The 15,683-nt window shown below is 70.7% G+C and carries 14 protein-coding genes; 13 read left to right on the forward strand and 1 reads right to left on the reverse strand.

Annotation, left to right across the window (positions count from 1 at the left end; genetic code table 11):
• Window positions 1–85 precede the first annotated feature (85 nt).
• From murC to ELQ40_RS08365, 13 genes are all read left to right on the forward strand, one after another.
• The gene (gene murC, locus ELQ40_RS08305) at window positions 86–1,489 is read left to right on the forward strand and encodes a UDP-N-acetylmuramate--L-alanine ligase (protein ID WP_127793262.1); all 1,404 of its coding nucleotides are present in this window, start codon (window positions 86–88) and stop codon (window positions 1,487–1,489) included.
• Between the two features lie 13 nt (window positions 1,490–1,502).
• Complete coding sequence (locus ELQ40_RS08310) at window positions 1,503–2,576, forward strand: FtsQ-type POTRA domain-containing protein (RefSeq protein ID WP_127793263.1); 1,074 nt, start codon at window positions 1,503–1,505, stop codon at window positions 2,574–2,576.
• Window positions 2,577–2,735: 159 nt separating this feature from the next.
• Window positions 2,736–3,959: a cell division protein FtsZ gene (gene ftsZ, locus ELQ40_RS08315; protein ID WP_127793264.1), complete on the forward strand. Its 1,224-nt coding sequence runs from the start codon at window positions 2,736–2,738 to the stop codon at window positions 3,957–3,959.
• Window positions 3,956–4,642, forward strand: coding sequence for a YggS family pyridoxal phosphate-dependent enzyme (locus tag ELQ40_RS08320; RefSeq protein WP_240666006.1), 687 nt, complete (start codon window positions 3,956–3,958; stop codon window positions 4,640–4,642). Before ftsZ ends, ELQ40_RS08320 begins: the two co-directional genes overlap by 4 nt.
• A gap of 41 nt (window positions 4,643–4,683) precedes the next feature.
• Window positions 4,684–5,172 carry a cell division protein SepF gene (locus ELQ40_RS08325; protein ID WP_127793265.1) on the forward strand — a complete coding sequence of 163 codons (489 nt, stop codon included), beginning with the start codon at window positions 4,684–4,686 and terminating at the stop codon, window positions 5,170–5,172.
• An 11-nt stretch (window positions 5,173–5,183) separates the two neighbouring features.
• Window positions 5,184–5,501: a YggT family protein gene (locus ELQ40_RS08330; protein ID WP_127793266.1), complete on the forward strand. Its 318-nt coding sequence runs from the start codon at window positions 5,184–5,186 to the stop codon at window positions 5,499–5,501.
• Window positions 5,502–5,633: 132 nt separating this feature from the next.
• Window positions 5,634–6,329 carry a DivIVA domain-containing protein gene (locus ELQ40_RS08335; protein ID WP_127793267.1) on the forward strand — a complete coding sequence of 232 codons (696 nt, stop codon included), beginning with the start codon at window positions 5,634–5,636 and terminating at the stop codon, window positions 6,327–6,329.
• A complete protein-coding gene (gene lspA, locus ELQ40_RS08340) occupies window positions 6,319–6,921 on the forward strand; it encodes a signal peptidase II (RefSeq protein WP_127793268.1) in 603 nt (200 codons plus the stop codon). Before ELQ40_RS08335 ends, lspA begins: the two co-directional genes overlap by 11 nt.
• 5 nt (window positions 6,922–6,926) lie before the next feature.
• Window positions 6,927–7,847 carry an RluA family pseudouridine synthase gene (locus tag ELQ40_RS08345; RefSeq protein WP_127793269.1) on the forward strand — a complete coding sequence of 307 codons (921 nt, stop codon included), beginning with the start codon at window positions 6,927–6,929 and terminating at the stop codon, window positions 7,845–7,847.
• An 80-nt stretch (window positions 7,848–7,927) separates the two neighbouring features.
• Complete coding sequence (dnaE, locus tag ELQ40_RS08350) at window positions 7,928–11,461, forward strand: DNA polymerase III subunit alpha (protein WP_127793270.1); 3,534 nt, start codon at window positions 7,928–7,930, stop codon at window positions 11,459–11,461.
• A gap of 46 nt (window positions 11,462–11,507) precedes the next feature.
• Window positions 11,508–12,818 (forward strand): histidinol dehydrogenase, encoded by a 1,311-nt coding sequence (hisD, locus tag ELQ40_RS08355; protein WP_127793271.1) that lies wholly within the window; start codon window positions 11,508–11,510, stop codon window positions 12,816–12,818.
• A gap of 59 nt (window positions 12,819–12,877) precedes the next feature.
• Window positions 12,878–13,351: a transcriptional regulator NrdR gene (gene nrdR / locus ELQ40_RS08360; protein WP_127793272.1), complete on the forward strand. Its 474-nt coding sequence runs from the start codon at window positions 12,878–12,880 to the stop codon at window positions 13,349–13,351.
• A gap of 22 nt (window positions 13,352–13,373) precedes the next feature.
• Window positions 13,374–14,423 carry a quinone-dependent dihydroorotate dehydrogenase gene (locus ELQ40_RS08365; protein WP_127793273.1) on the forward strand — a complete coding sequence of 350 codons (1,050 nt, stop codon included), beginning with the start codon at window positions 13,374–13,376 and terminating at the stop codon, window positions 14,421–14,423.
• A 72-nt stretch (window positions 14,424–14,495) separates the two neighbouring features.
• On the opposite strand, the gene ELQ40_RS08370 is transcribed toward ELQ40_RS08365, so the two are convergent.
• Window positions 14,496–15,581, reverse strand: coding sequence for an App1 family protein (locus tag ELQ40_RS08370; protein WP_127793274.1), 1,086 nt, complete (start codon window positions 15,579–15,581; stop codon window positions 14,496–14,498).
• Window positions 15,582–15,683 lie beyond the last annotated feature (102 nt).

A 15,683-nucleotide genomic window follows, 5' to 3' on the forward strand; every position in this document is an offset into this window, starting at 1 on the left:
GTTGGAACCGCGGACGCCCCCGGCTTCCGCCGCGGCACCGAAGCCGCGACCCGCAGACCGAGCACCGCTGGAAGGCCCCTCGCACGTGACCATCAAGCCCGACCCGACCGTTCAGATCCCCGCCGACCTCGGCAACGTGCATTTCGTCGGCATCGGCGGCTCCGGCATGAGCGGCATCGCCCGACTCGTGCTGGGCGACGGTCACCGCGTGACGGGCTCGGACGCGCGCGAGTCCGCGAACATCCAGGCGCTGCGCGCGCTGGGAGCTCGGGTCGCGATCGGCCATGCGGCGGAGCACCTGCCCGACGACGTCGACACGGTCGTCGTGACCGGGGCACTCTGGCAGGACAACCCGGAGTACCAGCTCGCCCTCCAGCGCGGCGTGCCGGTGCTGCACCGATCGCAGGCCCTCGCCGCCCTGATCGGCGGTCGACGCCTCGTGTCGGTGGCCGGTGCGCACGGGAAGACGACGTCCACGGGCATGATCGTCACGTCGCTGCTGGGCGCGGGCGCCGACCCGAGTTTCGTCAACGGCGGCGTGATCGAGGAGCTGGGCGTGAGCGCCGCGGCCGGGAACGGCGAGCTCTTCGTCGTCGAGGCCGACGAGTCGGACGGCTCGTTCCTGCTGTACGACACCTCGATCGCGCTCATCACCAACGTCGACCCCGACCACCTCGACCACTACGGTTCGCGGGAGGCCTTCGAGCAGGCGTTCGTCGACTTCGCGGACCGGGCGCGCGAGGCGGTCGTGATCTCGAGCGACGATGCGAGTGCGCTGCGCGTCTCGGCGCGGCTCGCGCACCGCAACGTGGTCACCTTCGGCGAGGCCGCCGACGCGACCGTGCGGGTCCACTCGATCGTGACCGACGGCCCGGTCGCGTTCGCGATCGACCACGACGGTCGGACGTTCCACGGCAGGCTCCGCGTGCCGGGGCGGCACAACGCCGTCAACGCGGCGGGCGCATTCGCGGTGCTCGTGCAGCTGGGCATCGATCCCGAGGTCGCGCTGACGGGAATCGAGCGGTTCGCGGGGACGGGACGCCGGTTCGAACTGCACGGCACCGTCGGCGGCGTGAGCGTGTACGACGACTACGCCCACCACCCGACGGAGGTCGCGGCCGCACTCGCAGCGGCACGCACCGTCGTCGGCGAAGGCCGGATCATCGCCGTGCACCAGCCGCACACGTACAGCCGCACCCAGGCGTTCGCGAAGGAGTTCGCGGAGGTGCTCGAGGAGTTCGCCGACGAGACCGTGGTCCTCGACGTCTACGGCGCACGCGAGGACCCGGTGCCCGGCGTCACGGGTGCGCTCGTCAGCGAGCGCTTCGCCGACCAGGGCCGCGTCGCCTTCATCCCCGACTGGCAGGAGGCCGCCGACCGCACGGCGCAGATCGCCCGTGATGGCGACTACGTGATCACCCTCGGCTGCGGGGACGTCTACCGGATCGTGCCGCAGCTGCTCGCCGCGCTGGAGCGTGAGCGCGGGTGAACGAGGCCGGTTCGTGAAGCGGCCGCAGGGCTTCGACGGTCCGCGACCGGGGCGTCCCGGTCCGGTCGTCCCGGAGTCGCGCGATCCGCGGGCGGACGCCGCAGCGGACGCCGGTGATGCCGTCACGACCGTGCAGGACCGCGTGACGACGGAGCCGATCGCGATCGTGGCGGCGCCGGAGCCGGAGACGGCGCGGGTGCAGGCGCCGACGATCGCCGGGCCGGATCGCGAACGGGCGGGCCGCGAGCGCGGTGACCCCGCTGCCGGGGCCGCAGGGACGCGGCCCGGAAGCGTCGTGGGAAGTGCTGCAGGCTCCGACCCCGATCCGAAGGCGGCTCGTCGCGCGCACGCGAAGGCGATGCGCGACCGCAGGCGCTACGAGCGCGAGGAGGTGCGGAGGTTCACCGCCCGCTCCCGGCATCGGCGATTCGCCTGGCTGGTCGGCGCCGGCACGGTCGTGGTGGTGTCCGGCGGCCTCGTCGGTGCGGCGTACTCGCCGTTGATGGCGCTGCGCGAGGTCCGGGTGGAGGGTGCGCAGCGCATCCCGGTGGGCGAGCTCCAGGCCGCGTTCGCCGAGGATTACGGCACGCCGCTGCCGCTCATCACGTCGGCAGACGTCCGGTCCGCGCTCGGGGAGTTCCCGCTGATCGAGACCTACTCGACCGAGACCGTGCCGCCCGGGACGCTCGTCGTCCGCGTGGTCGAGCGGACCCCGGTCGGCGTCGTGGACACCCCGCGCGGACTCGAACTCGTGGACGCCGCCGGGGTGGTCATCGACCGGCCGGAGGAGCGGCCGGCCGATCAGCCGCTCATCGATGCGGGCGGCGTGGCGTCGAAGGGGTTCCGCGCCGCGGCCGCGGTCGTCCGGAGCCTGCCGCCGGAGGTTCGCGGGCAGGTGGTCCGCGCGACGGCGGAGACCGTGGACGACGTCCGGCTGGAGCTGGCGGGCGGGGCATCCGTGCTCTGGGGCAGCAGCGAGGACTCGTCGACGAAGGCGACCGTGCTGGCGCGGATGATGGCTTCGGCGCCGCCCGACACGGTGTCGCACTACGACGTGTCGGCGCCGATGAATCCCGTCACGGGGTGACCCGCGACCGATCTCGGGATCGGTTCGCGACACGCGGGCGCGGCTGGAACGCCGACGGGGGAGCACCGCCTACCGTCTGTCACAGGAATTGCATACTCGGCAAGACTTTAACCTTCGACTAGAGGTTCAAAGTTCCAGAGTTCGCACGAAGGGCCGGACATGTCGACAAACCAGAACTACCTCGCCGTCATCAAGGTCGTCGGCATCGGCGGCGGCGGCGTGAACGCCGTCAACCGCATGATCGAGCTCGGCCTCCGCGGCGTCGAGTTCATCGCGATCAACACCGACGCCCAGGCGCTGCTGATGTCCGACGCGGACGTCAAGCTCGACGTCGGCCGCGACCTCACCAGAGGCCTCGGCGCGGGCGCCGACCCCGAGGTCGGCCGCCGGGCGGCCGAAGACCACGCCGAGGAGATCGAGGAGGCGCTCGCAGGCGCCGACATGGTCTTCGTGACCGCGGGCGAGGGAGGCGGCACCGGCACCGGCGGCGCCCCGGTCGTCGCGCGCATCGCGAAGTCGATCGGCGCGCTCACGATCGGTGTCGTCACCAAGCCGTTCAGCTTCGAGGGCAAGCGCCGGCAGACCCAGGCCGAGCAGGGCGTGGCGCGGCTGAAGGAAGAGGTCGACACCCTCATCGTGGTGCCGAACGATCGCCTGCTCGAGATCAGCGACCGCGGCATCTCGATGCTCGAGGCGTTCGCGACCGCCGACCAGGTGCTCCTCGCAGGTGTCCAGGGCATCACCGACCTCATCACCACGCCGGGCCTGATCAACCTCGACTTCGCCGACGTCAAGTCCGTGATGCAGGGCGCGGGTTCCGCGCTCATGGGCATCGGCTCGTCGAGGGGAGCCGACCGGGCGATCAAGGCGGCGGAGCTCGCGGTCGCGAGTCCCCTGCTCGAAGCGTCGATCGACGGTGCGCACGGCGTGCTGCTCTCGATCCAGGGCGGGTCGAACCTCGGCATCTTCGAGATCAACGACGCCGCGCGCCTCGTGCAGGAGGCCGTGCATCCCGAGGCCAACATCATCTTCGGTGCGGTGATCGACGACACCCTCGGCGACGAGGTGCGGGTCACCGTCATCGCCGCCGGGTTCGACGGCGGCGAACCGCAGGCCAAGGACTCCGCGGTCGACGCCCGCCGCTCGAACCTGGTGCCGGCCGCCGTCGGCGCGGCAGTGGGCGTCGCGGCCGGCGCAGGGGCATCCGCTGCGTCGTCGTCGTCGGCAGAGACCGGCGACACGATCGGCGAACTCGACATCGAGGAACTCGTCGAGTCCGCGAACTGGGGCGAGCTGCCCACGTCCACCGGCGACCAGATCGTGAGCGACCCGGCGTTCGACGACGGGGGCGACGACCTCGACATCCCCGACTTCCTGAAGTGACCGACGAGCACCACCCGGATCCAGGCCTCGCGACGCGCCTCGAACGCGTGCGAGCGGATGTCTCGGCTGCCGCCCTGACCGCGGGGCGGCAGCCCGACGAGATCACGACGATCGTCGTCACCAAGTTCCACCCCGCGTCGCTCGTCGCGCAGCTCGCCGCGCTCGGCGTGCACGACATCGGCGAGAACCGGCACCAGGAGGCGCGTGCGAAGGCGGCGGAGCTCGCCGACCTCGAGGTCACCTGGCACTTCATCGGCCAGTTGCAGGGCAAGAAGGCGCGTCAGGTTCGCGCCTACGCGGGGGCGATCCACTCCATCGACCGACCGTCCCTGGTCGACGCGCTGGCATCGGACGAGTCCGAGCTCGACGCATTCGTCCAGGTCAACCTGACGGACGACCCCGGGCGCGGCGGGGTGGCCCCGGCCGAGCTCGAGGCGCTCGTCGAGCACGTCGTGTCGTCGCCGGGTCTCCGCCTGCGGGGCCTCATGGCGGTTGCACCCCTCGGTGAACCGGCCCGACCCGCCTTCGCGCGGGTGCGCGGGTTCTCGGAGCGGATCCGCCGCATCGCGCCCGACGCCGGGGCGCTGTCGATGGGGATGAGCCACGACTATTCGGATGCGATCTTGGAGGGTGCGACACACCTTCGCATCGGAACCGCAATCACGGGGAATCGGCCGGCCTGAGGCTAGCCTCGAACCAGACGGAACAACGACGGAGGGCAGCGATGTCGAACCCGCTGAAGAAGACGATGGTCTACCTGGGACTCGCCGACGAGGAGCTCGAGGCGGAGGCCCCGCCTGCGCAGCAGGTCCAAGCCGCGGCACCCGCACCCGCACCGGTCGCACCGGCGCCCGTGCACAAGGGCGGAGCGGCCGTCACGCCGCTGCGCAGCAAGTCCACCCCGCAACCGACCCCTCCGCAGGCTGAGATGAACGAGATCCTGACCGTCCACCCCCGCCAGTACCGCGATGCGCAGGTCATCGCCGAATCGTTCCGCGAGGGGGTGCCGGTCATCATCAACCTCTCGCAGATGTCCGACGGCGACGCCCGTCGCCTCATCGACTTCGCCAGCGGGCTCTCGCAGGGCCTGCACGGCAAGATCGAGCGCGTCACCAGCAAGGTGTTCCTGCTCTCGCCGGCGCACGTCGTCGTCTCGGGCGACACGGCGGACGGCGACGGCGAACAGGACTCGACCTTCTTCTCGCACGCGTAGACTCTCCCGACGTGGGAGTTCTGTCATTCGTCTGGAGCACGCTCTCCACGATCCTCGTCATCTACTTCTTCGTGATGTGGGCACGGTTCGTGCTCGACCTGATCCGCACGTTCAACCGCCAGTGGCGCCCACGCGGGTTCTGGCTCGTGGTGGTGGAGGCGGTGTACACCGTGACCGATCCGCCGGTGCGGTTCTTCCGCAGGCTCGTGCCGCCGATCCGCATCGGCCAGATCGCGCTGGACCTCGGGTGGAGCCTGGCGATGCTGCTCGTCATCGTCCTCATGACGATCGTCTCCGGGCTGTCCGTCGCGACCTCGGCGATGGCGTAGTCGATTGGCGCACCTGACGATCTTCTGCAAGCATCGCGGACGAGACGAACGGCACTGCTTCGACTCCGACGACCCTGCTAACGTTGGCAGAACCGACCGAACCGTTATCGACAGATGTGAGGGTGGGCAGCCATGGCGCTAACTCCGGAAGATGTGGTCAACAAGCGCTTTCAGGCGACGAAGTTCCGTGAGGGCTACGACCAGGACGAGGTCGACGACTTCCTCGACGAGGTCGTCGTCGAGCTGCGTCGACTGAACCAGGAGAACGACGACCTGCGTCAGCGTCTGGCCGCCGCGGAGGCCCGTGCCACCGAGGCTGCGCGCACCGCATCCGCCGCGCCTGCGCCGACGCAGCCGGCGTACACCGAGCCGGCGGCTCCGCCGCCCACGGTGGCCGTACCCACGCAGGTCGCCGCGCCGCAGTCGGAGCTCGACGAGCAGACCTCGACGACGAACCTCCTGCAGCTCGCGCGCCGCCTCCACGAGGAGCACGTGCGCGAGGGCGTCGAGAAGCGCGACGCGCTCATCGCCGAAGGACACGCGACCGCTGCCCGCGTCGTGGCCGAGGCCGAGGCGAAGTCGCGCCAGCAGATGAACGTGCTCGACCAGGAGCGTGTCGCGCTCGAGAAGCGCGTGGACGAGCTGCGCGACTTCGAGCGCGACTACCGCCAGAAGCTGAAGAGCTACATCGAGGGCCAGCTCCGCGACCTCGACACCGCGGCGCCCGTGCAGGTCGCCGGCAACCAGGGCTTCTCGGCTCCGGTGAGCGCGCCGTCGCGTCAGGGCGACTCCGCGCCGGCGCCGACGTTCCAGGGCTTTGGCGGCTGAGCCGGACGGCAAGGCAGCCGGCTCCACCACCGCGCTCCTCGTCCTCCTCGGCGCGGCCGTCGTCGCCTACGGCGTCGACCAGCTGACCAAGGCGCTCGTGGTCGCGAACCTCGCAGAAGGAGAGGTCGTCCCCGTTCTGGGAAACGTGCTGCAGTGGCAGTTCGTCCGGAATCCGGGGGCGGCCTTCTCCATCGCGAGCGGTATGACCTGGATCTTCACGATCCTCGCCGCGGGCGTCATCACGTTCATCATCTGGTTCGCGAGGCGGATCCGTTCGGTCGCGTGGGGCGTCGTGTTCGGACTCCTCCTCGGCGGGGTGCTCGGAAACCTCACCGACCGGCTCCTCCGGGAGCCGAGCTTCGGCCTCGGGCACGTCGTCGACTTCATCTCGACACCGTGGATGCTTCCCGCGATCTACAACATCGCCGACATCGCGATCGTGTCCAGCATGGTGCTCTTCATGATCCTCACGATCCGCGGGATCGGGCTGGACGGCACGCGCGAGCAAACGCGGGCCGAGGCGGTCGACTCCGTCGCCGCGGGCGACGACCAGGCGCCGTCGTCCGGGTCGGCACTGCCGACCGAGCGGTGACGCCGATGGAGTACCGATCGCTTCCCGTACCGGACGGGCTCGACGGGAGCCGCGTCGACGCGGGCCTCGCGAAGCTGCTGGGGTTCTCGCGCACGCAGGCCGCCGACATCGCCGCTGCCGGCGGCGTCCAGGTCGACGGCCGCCCCGCCGACAAGTCCGACCGCCTCAAGGGCGGCACCTGGCTCGAGGTGAGTTGGGAACCGCCGCGTGCCCTGGAGGTCGAACCGATCGCCGTGCCCGACCTGGGCATCGTGCACGACGACGACGATCTCGTCGTGGTCGACAAGCCCGCCGGCGTCGCCGCCCACCCATCGGTCGGGTGGGACGGCCCGACGGTCGGCGGCGCACTCGCAGCGGCCGGGTTCCGCATCTCGACCTCGGGCGCGCCCGAACGTCAGGGTATCGTGCACCGGCTCGATGCGGGCACGAGCGGCCTCATGGTCGTCGCCAAGTCGGAGCGCGCCTACTCGGCGCTCAAGCGGGCGTTCCACGACCGCGAGGTCGAGAAGATCTACCACACGATCGTGCAGGGGCATCCCGATCCGCTGGCCGGCACGATCGACGCGCCCGTGGGGAGGCATCCGCGGTCCGATTGGAAGTTCGCGGTGACCTCGGACGGCAAGCACGCCGTCACCCACTACGAGACGGTCGAGGCGTTCCCGTACGCGTCGCTGCTCGAGGTGCACCTGGAGACCGGCCGCACGCACCAGATCCGGGTGCACATGGCGGCGCAGCGGCATCCGTGCGTCGGCGACGCGATGTACGGCGCCGACCCGAAGCTGTCGGCGCGGCTGGCGCTCACCCGCCAGTGGCTGCACGCCCAGGAGCTCGGGTTCGTGCACCCCGCGACGGGGGAGTGGGCGGTCTTCGAGTCGACGTATCCCGCCGACCTGGCGCACGCGCTGGACGTCCTCCGCGGCGACTGACCCGAGGCCGTCGGGTCGCCCCGGCGGCGTCACCGGGTCGCCATAGACTCGGGACCATCCAGTTCCACCAGCAGTACCCGATGAGGAGCCCAGTGGCCGCCGATTCCTTCGTCCACCTGCACGTGCACACCGAGTACTCGATGCTCGACGGCGCCGCGAGGGTGGGCGAGCTCATGAAGGCCGCATCCGGGTACGGCATGCCCGCCGTCGCGATGACCGACCACGGCAACGTGTTCGGCGCCTACGACTTCTGGAAGCAGGCGACGGACGCCGGGATCAAGCCGATCATCGGCACCGAGGCCTACCTGACGCCGGGGACGGCCCGCGGCGACAAGACGCGCGTGCGCTGGGGCGACGGCGGCGGGGACGACGTGTCGGGTGCCGGCGCGTACACGCACATGACCCTGCTCTCGGAGACGACCGAGGGCATGCACAACCTCTTCCGGCTGTCGAGCCTGGCGTCCATGGAGGGCTACTACTTCAAGCCCCGCATGGATCGCGAACTGCTGCAGACGTACTCGAAGGGGCTCATCGCGACGACCGGATGCCCCTCCGGCGAAGTGCAGACCCGCCTCCGGCTCGGCCAGTACGACGAGGCCGTCAAGGCGGCGGCGGACTTCCGCGACATCTTCGGCAAGGAGAACTTCTTCGCCGAGATCATGGACCACGGGCTCGGTATCGAGAAGCGCATCATGGACGACCTGCTGCGGCTCGCGAAGCAGCTCGACCTCCCGCTGGTCGCGACGAACGACCTGCACTACACCCACGCCCACGACGCGAAGAGCCACGCGGCACTGCTGTGCGTGCAGTCGGGGTCGACGCTCGACGACCCGAACCGGTTCAAGTTCGACGCCGACGACTTCTACCTGAAGACCGCCGACGAGATGCGGCACGTCTTCCGGGACCACCCCGAGGCGTGCGACAACACCCTGCTCATCGCCGAGCGTTGCGACGTGCAGTTCAACACGTCGGCCAACTACATGCCGCGGTTCCCCGTACCCGACGGCGAGAACGAGGAGAGCTGGTTCGTCAAGGAGGTCGAGCGCGGCCTCCACGTGCGGTACCCGGGCGGCATCCCCGACGACGTGCGTCGGCAGGCCGACTACGAGGTGGGCGTCATCAGCCAGATGGGCTTCCCGGGGTACTTCCTCGTCGTCGCCGACTTCATCAACTGGTCGAAGGAGCACGGCATCCGGGTCGGTCCAGGCCGTGGTTCGGGCGCCGGGTCGATGGCCGCGTACGCGATGAAGATCACCGACCTCGACCCGCTGCAGCACGGCCTCATCTTCGAGCGGTTCCTGAACCCCGATCGCGTGTCGATGCCCGACTTCGACGTGGACTTCGACGAGCGCCGGCGCGGCGAGGTCATCAGGTACGTCACCGAGAAGTACGGCTCGGAGCGCGTGGCGCAGATCGTGACGTACGGCACGATCAAGGCGAAGCAGGCGCTGAAGGACTCGGGCCGGGTGCTCGGCTTCCCGTTCTCGATGGGCGAGAAGCTCACGAAGGCGATGCCGCCGGCCGTCATGGGCAAGGACATCCCGCTCTCGGGCATCCTCGATCGCGATCACCCGCGGTTCAAGGAGGCCGGTGACATCCGGGCGATCATCGAGACGGATGCCGAAGCGCGCACGGTGTTCGACACCGCGCTCGGCCTCGAGAACCTCAAGCGCCAGTGGGGCGTGCACGCCGCAGGCGTCATCATGTCGAGCGATCCGCTGATCGACATCATCCCGATCATGAAGCGGGAGCAGGACGGCCAGATCGTCACGCAGTTCGACTATCCCGCGTGCGAGTCGCTCGGCCTGATCAAGATGGACTTCCTCGGCCTGCGGAACCTCACGATCATCGACGACGCGCTCGACAACATCGAGGCGAACCGCGGCTTCCGGCCCGTGCTCGAAGACCTCGCCCTCGACGACCAGGCCGCCTACGCCCTGCTCGGCTCCGGTGACACGCTCGGCGTGTTCCAGCTCGACGGCGGGCCGATGCGCGCGCTGCTGCGGCTCATGAAGCCGGACAACTTCGAGGACATCTCCGCGGTCATCGCGCTGTACCGTCCAGGACCGATGGGCGCGAACTCCCACACGAACTACGCGCTGCGCAAGAACGGCCTGCAGGAGATCACGCCGATCCATCCCGAGCTCGCGGAGCCGCTCAAGGACATCCTCGACACGAGCTACGGCCTGATCATCTACCAGGAGCAGGTCATGGCGATCGCGCAGCGCGTCGCCGGGTTCTCGCTCGGCCAGGCCGACATCCTGCGGCGCGCGATGGGCAAGAAGAAGAAGTCCGAGCTCGACAAGCAGTACGAGGGCTTCTCCGGTGGCATGATCGCGAACGGCTACTCCGAGGCCGCGATCAAGACGCTCTGGGACATCCTCCTGCCCTTCTCCGACTACGCCTTCAACAAGGCGCACTCGGCCGCCTACGGCGTGCTCAGCTACTGGACCGCGTACCTGAAGGCCCATTACCCGGCGGAGTACATGGCGGCGCTGCTCACGAGCGTCGGCGACGCGCGCGACAAGCTCGCGCTGTACCTGAACGAGTGTCGGCGGATGGGCATCCAGGTGCTCCAGCCCGACGTCAACGAGTCGATCGGGTTCTTCGCCGCCGTCGGCGACGACATCCGATTCGGGCTCGGCGCCGTGCGGAACGTCGGCTTCAACGTCGTCGACGCGATCCGTGCGGCCCGCGAACAGGAGGGGCGCTTCGAGAACTTCCACGACTTCCTGAAGAAGTCGCCGCTGCAGGTCGCGAACAAGCGCACGGTCGAATCCCTCATCAAGGCCGGCGCCTTCGACACGATGGGCGACACGCGACGCGCGCTGATGGAGGCGCATGAGGCCGCGGTCGACGGTGCGGTCGCGACCAAGCGCGTCGAGGCCACCGGGCAGGCGGGCTTCGACTTCGACGACCTCTTCGACGACGCCGAACGATCGGATGCCTCGTCGCAGGTGCCGACGCGTCCGGAATGGCCGAAGAAGCAGAAGCTCGCGTTCGAGCGCGAGATGCTCGGCCTGTACGTCTCCGAGCATCCGCTCGACGGCCTCGAGGTCGCGCTCGCGAAGCACGCGTCGGCGTCGATCCTCGACCTGACGACCTCCGAGTCCACGCAGGACGGCGACACGGTCGTCGTAGCCGGGCTCGTCACGAGCGTGCAGCACCGCATCGCGAAGTCGTCGGGCAACCAGTACGGCATGATCCAGGTCGAGGACTTCTCGGGCGAGGTCACCGTGATGTTCATGGGCAAGGCGTACCAGGAGTTCGCCCCCGGGCTGCAGGCCGACACGATCGCGGTCGTGCGCGGTCGCGTCAGCATGCGCGACGACGGGATGAACCTGCACGCCCACAGCGTGTTCACGCCCGACCTCGGACAGGACGACGACACCGGGCTCGTCAAGCTCACGCTGCCCGATCAGCGGGCCACGCCCGAGCTCACGGCGGCGCTGAAGGAGATCCTGCTGCGGCACCGCGGCGATGCCGAGGTGCGGCTGACCCTGACGAAGGGTCGCGTCGGGCGCGTGTTCGAGGTGCCGCAATACCCGGTCAAGGTCACCGCCGACCTCTACGGCGAGTTGAAGGGGCTGCTCGGTCCGAACTGCCTGCTGTGACGCCGGGCCGAATCCGCGCCGGCGGCGCTGACTACGCTTGGGGATCATGTTGCGCACCATCGACCTCCGCGGCACCCGCCCGTCGCCCACCGAGCTGCTCGCCCTCGTGCCCCGCGCCGAGACGGACGTCTCGAGAGCGCTCGACCCGGCCCGCCGGATCATCGACGAGGTGCGCGAACACGGCGCGCGGGCGCTGCTCGACCAGGCCGAGCGGTTCGACGGGGTGAGGCCGCGCTCGGTCCGGGTGCCGGCCGAGGAGCTCCGGGCGGCGCTCGACGCGCTCGACCCCGAGATCCGCCGGGCGGTCGAGTCGACGATCGAGCGCGTTCGCGTCGCGAGCGCCGCGCAGGTTCCCGCATCGCAGATCGTGACACTCGGTTCGGGTGCGGTGATCGAGCAGCGGTGGCAGCCGGTCGAGCGCGTGGGGCTCTACGTGCCCGGCGGCAAGGCCGTGTACCCGTCGAGCGTCGTGATGAACGTCGTGCCGGCCCAGGTCGCCGGGGTGCGCTCGATCGCGCTCGCGTCGCCGCCGCAGGCCGACCACGACGGGCGGGTCCACCCGACGATCGCGGCCGTCGCGGCGCTGCTGGGCATCGACGAGGTCTACGCGATGGGCGGCGCGGGTGCGATCGGCGCGTTCGCGTACGGCGTCGACGACCTCGGCCTCGTGCCGGTGCAGCGGGTCACGGGCCCCGGCAACGTCTTCGTGGCCGCCGCCAAGCGGCTCGTGGCCGGCGTCACCGGCATCGACGCCGAGGCCGGCCCCACCGACATCCTGGTCATCGCCGACGCGGGCGCGGACGCCGACTTCGTGGCCGCCGACCTCGTGAGCCAGGCCGAGCACGACGAGCTCGCGGCGTCCGTGCTCGTGACCGATTCCGCCGAGCTTGCCGACGCGGTGCTCGAACGGCTCGCCGCCCGGGTGGCAGCGACCCGGCACTCGGAACGCGTCCGCCGGGCGATCGAGGGGCCGCAGTCGGCGCTCGTGCTCGTCGACGACCTCGAGCAGGCCGCGGCGTTCTCGAACGCGTTCGCACCCGAGCACCTCGAGATCCAGGTCGCCGACGTCGACGCGACGCTCGCGCGCATCGAGAACGCCGGGGCGATCTTCCTGGGGGCGTTCTCGCCGGTCAGCCTCGGCGACTACGCGGCCGGGTCCAACCACGTGCTGCCGACGGGCGGCACGTCGAAGTTCGTCGCGGGGCTGTCCGCGGCGACGTTCCTCCGGCCGCAGCAGGTCGTCAGGTACGACGAGCGGGCGCTTCGCGAGGTCGCCCCCGTGATCGCGGCGCTGTCGGCCGAGGAGCAACTCCCCGCGCACGGCGAGGCGGTCACCGCGCGCTTCGAGCGATCCTGACGGCGGGTGCCGCGCTCCGGCGGCGCCGGCGCGGCGCGCGCCGCTAGTCTGGGAGCACCATGTACTGCCCCTTCTGCCGCCACCCCGATTCCCGGGTCATCGACTCCCGCACCAGCGACGACGGCCTCTCGATCCGGCGTCGCCGGCAGTGTCCGGAGTGCGGCGGCCGATTCTCGACGACCGAGACGGCCAGCCTCTCGGTCATCAAGCGCAGCGGTGTCGTCGAGCCGTTCAGCCGCGAGAAGGTCGTCCTGGGCGTGCGGAAGGCCTGCCAGGGCCGTCCGGTGACCGACGCCGACCTGGCCGTGCTTGCGCAGACCGTCGAGGAGACGATCCGTTCGACGGGCGCCTCGCAGATCGAGGCCAACGACATCGGCCTCGCGATCCTCCCGCCGCTGCGCGAACTCGACGAGGTCGCCTACCTGCGGTTCGCGAGCGTGTACCAGGCCTTCGAGTCGCTCGAGGACTTCGAGTCGGCGATCGGCGCGCTCCGCGCGGAGCACGGCCGGCTCCCGGCACGGCCGGTCGAGTAGCGTCGAGTAGCCTGAACCCGGCATGTATCGACTCCTCTTCTCCCTCGTCTTCTCGCGCATGGATCCCGAACAGGCGCACCACCTCGCCTTCCGGGTCATCCGTGCGCTTCCCACGCTCGGCATCGGGCGCCTCGTGAACCGGTTCACCAAGCCGGCGCCCGAGCTCGCGGTCGAGGCGCTGGGCCTGCGTTTCGATTCGCCGTTCGGCGTCGCAGCCGGCTTCGACAAGGACGGGCTCGCGGTCCGCGGGCTCGGCCAGCTCGGCTTCGGCCATGTCGAGGTCGGCACGCTGACCGCGATCGCGCAGCCGGGCAACGACCGGCCGAGGCTCTTCCGCCTGATCGGCGACCGGGCGCTCGTCAACCGGATGGGCTTCAACAACGGCGGGGCGGATGCCGCGGCGGGCAGGCTCTCTCGACTGTCGCGACGTCGGGTGCGTCCCGTCCTCGGCGTGAACATCGGGAAGAGCCGGGTGACCCCCGTCGAGGACGCCGTCGCCGACTACGAGCGCAGCGCGAAGGTGCTCGCCCCGTTCGCGGACTACCTCGTCGTGAACGTGAGCTCCCCGAACACGCCGGGCCTGCGCGGGCTCCAGGAACTCGACGCGCTCGCGCCGCTGCTCGAGGCGGTCCGGCTGGCCTCGGGGGGCACGCCGCTCCTCGTCAAGATCGCACCCGACCTCGCCGACGACGAGATCCGGCGGATCTGCGAGCTCGCGGTCCGCCTCGGCCTCGACGGCATCATCGCGACGAACACGACGATCTCCCGCGACGGCCTCCGGGCCTCGGCCGCGGAGATCGAGCGGATCGGCGCCGGCGGCCTGTCGGGCGCCCCGCTGCGCGACCGCTCGATGGAGGTGCTGCGGCTGGTGCGGGCGCACGTTCCCGCCGAACTCTGCGTCATCTCGGTCGGCGGCGTCGAGACGGCCTCGGACGTGCAGGACCGACTCGACGCCGGAGCGACGCTGGTGCAGGGGTATTCGGCGTTCATCTACCGTGGCCCGCTCTGGGCGCGGGCGGTGAACCGCGGCCTCGAACGCTTCGCGAAGGAGCGCCGGGCTCGCGTCGCCTGAACGGGCGCGGGCGCGCACGGCTGCGCGTGCGCACGGCCCGTCGCACCACTGCCCGTCGCACGGCGCATCCGATCAGGCGTCGGTTCTCGGTCCGGCGTCCTCGTCGCGCATGATGCCGGCCTCGGCGAGCCCGTCGGCGAGGGTCGACCCGTCTCCGGCGCTCACCCAGGGGACGTCGGCTGCGGGACCGCCGATGTTCGTGCGCCCGCCGGCGAGCACGGCCTCGCCCGTGGAGAGCCGCCGGATCGCCACCGCGGCAACTCGGTCGGGGTACTCCTCGGCGAAGCGGGCGTAGAGCTCCTCGTCGTGCTGCCCGTCGTCGCCGACGAGCAACCAGCGCATCGCGGGGAACTCCTCGGCCAGTCGGCGCAGGTTCTCCTCCTTGTGCGCACGACCGCTGCGGAACCAGCGGTCGTGGGTCGGTCCCCAGTCGGTGAGCAGCAGCGGGCCGAGGGGGTAGAGGTTCCGTGCCAGGAAGCGGGACAGCGCGGGGGCGACGTTCCAGGCGCCGGTCGAGAGGTAGATGACGGGAGCGCCGGGATGCTCGCGCGCGAGGCGCTCGAACAGCACCGCCATGCCGGGCGTCGGGATACGCGCGTGCTCGTCGAGCACGAACGTGTTCCACGCCGCGAGCAGGGGGCGGGGGAGCGCCGTGACCATGACCGTGTCGTCGACGTCGGAGATGATGCCGAACTCGGTGGCGGCGTCGATGACGTGGATCTGCGCCTCGACGGGGGCGGACCCCGCCGCCCGGAGCGTGGCGACATGCCAACCGGGAGTGAGGTCGACGGGCACGCGGGTGTCGACGACGCCGCCGCGGTCGGCCGGCACCTCGATCCGCTGGCCCCCGACCTCGATCGTGACGTCGACGTCGCCGACGGGGACGCTCGTGAAACTGCGCCAGCCGCGGATGCCCTCGCGGGGGTTCCGCCGCTCGGATCGCTCCTCGCCGCGGGCGGGCTTCGACAGCAGGACCCGGCAGAGCACGCGGACCCAGCCGTTCGATCCGTATCCGACGTAGGGGATCACGGTCGGCACATGTCCGCGACGCCGTGCGCACCGGGCACGGATGCCGTGCACTCGGTCCTCGAAGCGTGCAGCGCGGTGCCGGACCGTGCTGTGTCGGGATCCGGCCGGTTCTGGGCTGGTCTCCGGCATCCGTACAGTCTCGCACGCCCGGCGGAGGCTCGTCGATCCGGGCCCGCGATGGTCGGATCCGCCCTCCGCGCCGGGTTAGAGTAGTGGCCGCAAGTGAGGAGG

Source organism: Agromyces sp. LHK192, assembly GCF_004006235.1.
In the GTDB taxonomy this organism is placed as follows: Bacteria; Actinomycetota; Actinomycetes; order Actinomycetales; family Microbacteriaceae; genus Agromyces.